Here is a 4,877-nt window from a genome sequence, read left to right as displayed (position 1 = left end):
GAAATCCTCTGACCCGGTCCGATCGGCTACCCCCTCCAGACCGCCGACCACCTGCCGTCCAAGCCGAATTTCGGCGACCGCTCGGCCGAACTCACGCGCCGTGGGATCTGGAGCTTCCGAGGCGACGGCTTCCACTGCCTGCAACAACGAATAGCCCGCCCGCAGCGACGTCGAAAGAAGGGTCAACGTATCGGGCAATTGAGACTCGAATCGACGTCGTTCCCGTCCGCTGAGGTAACTCAGAACTGCAAACACGAACAGAATCATGACGGCGGCCACCACGCCACCGAACACGATACGGCGGGTAAACAGAGCCACCAGCAGGCCGACGACAGCAGACAAGAGCAGTGACGCGGCGATCGCTTCACCTGGCCCAAGTGCGATATTCGCCTGAGCGAGTGCTGACTCCAGCCCATGGAGAACACCTCGCTTGTCGGCCGCGGCTGTGGCCGAAGCAGACAAGCGACGGAGACCTGGAATCCTGGCCAACCACGACTCGTCGCCCTCGGAACGAGAGCCACCACGCTCAAATTGGCGCATTCGTTCGCGCATCCGTTGCTGCTGTTCGTCACCACGCGGTCCGATCATGATCCAGAGGAGGGATACGACGCCGAAGAACGATGCCACGATGGCGACCAGTTTGAGAGTTCCGAGCGGGGCCGGGGCACCGGATGCAATAAGCACACCTTCAGCAATCGTGGGTTCGGCCGGAATGGTGGTTGCCGTGACGATCCGATCCTCGGGGGTCAAGTACCCCGGTACCGCTACCGCCGCCGTATCGTTGGCCGCTCCATATCGGACCAGAAATCTCGTATCCAGCGGATCATTTTGACGGCCGTTGATGGTGATCACGACCTTGTTGTTGAGTTCTCGACGGATATCGGAGTAGAGGGCGTTCAACTGGGCCGCATCCGATGTAGCTTGATAGCGCCCGCCAGGACTGGCCACGGCGATCTCTTCGACCGGCCCGCCGTTGAAATCAGTTCCCTCCAGGGCAATTCCGAACACCCGAACACCCCCGGCAACGACGGCTTGTTTGACCTGTTCGAGCGTCGCCGCCGAACCCTGGTCTGTGCCATCGGTCAATGCGATGATGTGCGGCTGAAGTGTTAAGTCCTCGTACAATCGCACCGACGCCATCATGCCGTCGTAGAACGCCGTTGCTCCGTCTGTCGTGAGACCGGCAATAACAGACGTGACCGACCGGGCATTTGTCGTAAATGGCACGCGAATGTTGACGGCATCCCCGAAGGTCACTAGGGCGATGCTGTCGGCCGGACGTTTATTGTTCACGAAGTTGATGGCCGCGGCCTTGGCTGCCTCTATCGGAGCCCCGATCATTGAACCAGACACGTCAATCGCCAGTACCACTCCGACTTCAACATTGGTCTCACCGATCGAAGCAACCGTGACGGTGCTGGGATCGAAGACGACACCTTCTTCGGCAACGACGATCTGACTTAGGTCGACGTCCTCGACGTTTCGGATCTCGGCCACGATGGTTGTCAAACCATCCTCGTCATACCGCGACGTATCAACCTCCACGATGACCACCTGAGGTTCATCGGATTGAGCCAAAGCCGGGACGGCCAGCAGGCCAGTCAGGATCATTGCACCCAGAAAGAGTGCCATGAGACGTCTCATATCATCACCAGACTTGAGCGGACTGACGACGAGCGAACGGCTCAGGATCGAAGAGATCCGCCGGAAGCTCGATGCCGAGGTCTTTGAGATTCTCGCTGAACGATGGACGAATGCCGGTTGCCTTGAGCTTGCCAAGGAATCGCCCATCCTCCGACATGCCCATTCCGAAGTCGAACAAGAACAAGTCCTGAAGGGTGATGATGTCGCCCTCCATACCTTCAACCTCGGTGATATGGGTAACCCGCCGGGTGCCATCACGAAGTCGAGCTACGTGAATGATCAGATCCACCGCAGATGAAACCTGTTCTCTAATGGCCCTGATTGGCAGATCAAAGCCAGCCATAAGAACCATGGTCTCGATTCGGGATAACGTGTCACGAGGCGAGTTCGAGTGAACGGTCGTCAACGAACCGTCATGGCCAGTGTTCATCGCCTGAAGCATGTCGAGGGCTTCGCCACCGCGTACCTCGCCAACCACGATCCGGTCAGGACGCATACGCAACGTATTACGCACCAGGTCACGAATGGTGATCTGGCCCTTGCCCTCGAGGTTGGGAGGGCGGGATTCGAGGCTGAGAACGTGATCCTGTCGAAGCTGCAACTCGGCCGCATCCTCGACGGTAGCGATTCGTTCATTACTCGGGATATACGACGAGACAACATTGAGCATCGTGGTCTTACCTGAGCCGGTACCACCGCTGATAATGATATTGAGTCGACCATTGACACACCCGGCCATGAAGTCGGCCACCCGCTTATCAAACGAGCCAAACCTAATCAGGTCATCCTCGGTGAGCGGATCGACGGAGAATTTACGAATGGTGAGGAATGGTCCGCCGATGGCCAGAGGATGAATAACCGCGTTGACGCGGGATCCATCAGGGAGGCGCGCATCGACCATCGGGGTAGCCTCATCAACACGCCGGCCAACCTGACCCACAATCTTGTCGATGATCCTCCGCAGGTGGGTTGCATCGACGAACCGAATGTCAGTCTGGGACAGCTTTCCCAGCTTCTCGACGTAAATACTATTGGGCCCGTTGACCATGACCTCGGTGACGTCCGGGTCGTTCAAAATGGCATCGATCGGGCCGTAGCCGAGCACGTCCGAGGCGATCTCGTTGATCAGCTGCGAACGGTCCGCGGAGGTGAGGGGAAGACCCTGTTCCTGGTCCACTGCCCATTCGAGCATCTCGACAACGCGCAGCCGCAACTCGGCGTCGCTCATCTGTCGGTCATACAGTGTCGGACCTAGCTCTTCGACGACCCGAAAGTGCAACTTTCCCCGCAACTCGCGAAAAAGGCTCTCTTTACGGCTATCAGGACGGTCGTCGTCCGCGGTCTTGGCTGCTGCTACCCGTTCTGACAATGAAGCCATGATTGGTCCCCTGTTCCTTGCCTATTTCCAACGCTTCTTCGAAGTCTTGGCCGACTCTGCGACTTCTCCCAGGATGAGCGCGGCCACCGATTCAAACCCCTTGGCTACCTTCGACCGTGGCGCAGACAGAACCACCGGGCGGCCCTCATTGACCGAAGCCGGAACTAGGCCGTCTGATGGAATGCTTGCGCTGATCTTCATCTTGAGCGATCGCTCGATTTCGCCTTCATCGAGGCGAGCCCTGGAATTCGAACGATTCAAGACGACTTTGATCTTCGATGATGGAAATTTCAGCAAACGCAGCGTCTCAAGAGCAAGTTTGGCATTCTTGACACTCGGAAGGTCCATATCAACGATGAAGATGACGTCGTCGGCACGCTCAAGCAGCGACAAAAGCAACTCGTCGAGGAGCGAAGCCGTGTCGACGACGACGTATTCGAAGCGTTCACGAAGCCGACTCACGACCTCGATGAGAACTGCCGTCGAGACCTCATCGGCGAAGGCAGGTTCGAGCGGGGCGGCCAACACCGAAACCCCTTCGACATGCTTGGTCAACAGCGAATCAATAAGCGAATTGTCAAGGCGATCGATATCCTGCGCCGCGTTGAAGATCGTCAGCTTCGGCTCAAGTTGGAGTACCAGACAGACGTCGCCGAACTGCAGGTCGGCATCAACGATTGCAACCTTGCCGGGCCCGGCGGCTCTGGCGAGCAACAGTGCCAGGTTGGTAGCGGTGACCGTCTTTCCAGAACCACCCTTGGCGGAAGCGACCGTGATGACCCTGCCGGCCTTCGGGCCGACCGGAGCGACCGGAGCGACCGGAGCCGCCAGCCGACGTTTTGACCGTCGTTCCGACTCCCTGAGTACCTGGTGGATCTCTTCGGCAGTGAACGGTGCCTGAATGACGTCGCGAAGGCCGTAGCGGAGCGCCGCCCTCAGTAGCTGGGCCGTAATCGTCCCGGTCGCCAACACCACAGGCAGGTCCGAGTCGAGTTCAAGCAACAAGGAGAAGGACTCCAAGGCCGCCTCGTGAGCGTTCGACGGTCCAAGCACCAGCAGGTCCAGATCGCCAGCCTCGACGAGGCGTTGCGCATCTGCAACGGTGTGCGCGGTCGTCGCACCGCCCTCGAAGATTGTCTTGGCCTCGGCCAAGAACTCCTCGTCGGAGTCGACAACAACGATGTCGTAGTCGTCAAAGCTCACTTACGGTCCTCCGAGCAGTTTCTCGAATTCCACGAGCTGCGGGAACAAGGTTGTCAGAACTCCGAAGTCAGAGAAGAGATTTTCCATAACAACACCCTCTGTCTCGGCGGCCGCGAAGTTGTCCGTCGGGCTCAGGGTCAACCATATCTGACCAAAGCCGTAGGCGAAAGCGATTCTCTCAGCCTGGTCCGGCGTCACCTCGAGCGTAAGCATGGTACGGGTACCGTCCTCGACCGGGGCTGCCTCGCCTTCGACGGGCACCGCATCGGGAACGGTCACTACCAGTTCGGAGTCTTCATCGGGGACAAGTTCCCGGCCGACCGCCAGCACGGTAAGTCCCTGAAGCACGTAACGGCTGAGCGTCTTAGAAGCCTGAGGTATGACGATATCAGGGATGCCGTCGCCGTCCGTGTCTACACCCTGACCGCCTGGCACGGCTGTGCCGGTCGCGTCCGTGGCGGTAACTTCGCCGAGTCCCAATCCATCGACTGGAGTGAAGCCAACCAACTCGACTTCACCCGTCACGATCATGTTGATACGGTCGCCCGGGCGGACCATTTCATTGAGGCCCTGGTTACCCGGAGCGGAGATCGTCATCGCCTGTTTACCGTTTGGAATCACGTCCGCGAGGGGACGGACATCCCCGGTAATG

4 protein-coding genes are annotated in these 4,877 nt (G+C 58.7%); all 4 read right to left on the bottom strand.

Annotation, left to right across the window (positions count from 1 at the left end):
* Positions 1–1,644, bottom strand: a 1,644-nt coding sequence (locus JJE47_01700) for a VWA domain-containing protein (GenBank protein MBK5266127.1), incomplete at its 3' end; no start/stop codon positions are given.
* A gap of 4 nt (positions 1,645–1,648) precedes the next feature.
* On the bottom strand, positions 1,649–3,022 hold the full coding sequence (locus JJE47_01695; protein ID MBK5266126.1) for a CpaF family protein: 1,374 nt from the start codon (positions 3,020–3,022) through the stop codon (positions 1,649–1,651).
* A gap of 21 nt (positions 3,023–3,043) precedes the next feature.
* On the bottom strand, positions 3,044–4,225 hold the full coding sequence (locus tag JJE47_01690) for an AAA family ATPase (GenBank protein MBK5266125.1): 1,182 nt from the start codon (positions 4,223–4,225) through the stop codon (positions 3,044–3,046).
* The gene (locus tag JJE47_01685) at positions 4,226–4,846 is read right to left on the bottom strand and encodes a hypothetical protein (protein ID MBK5266124.1); all 621 of its coding nucleotides are present in this window, start codon (positions 4,844–4,846) and stop codon (positions 4,226–4,228) included.
* Positions 4,847–4,877 lie beyond the last annotated feature (31 nt).

The sequence above is a fragment of the Acidimicrobiia bacterium genome, assembly GCA_016650365.1.
Lineage (GTDB): Bacteria > Actinomycetota > Acidimicrobiia > Spongiisociales > JAENVV01 > JAENVV01.
The sequence above is the reverse complement of the archived record's forward strand: the minus strand, read 5'-3'. Positions and strand labels throughout refer to the sequence as shown.

Coding starts and splice junctions, on each gene's coding strand:
- JJE47_01695 (MBK5266126.1), bottom strand. CDS start 3,022: ATGGCTTCATTGTCAGAACGGGTAGCAGCAGCCAAGACCGCGGACGAC.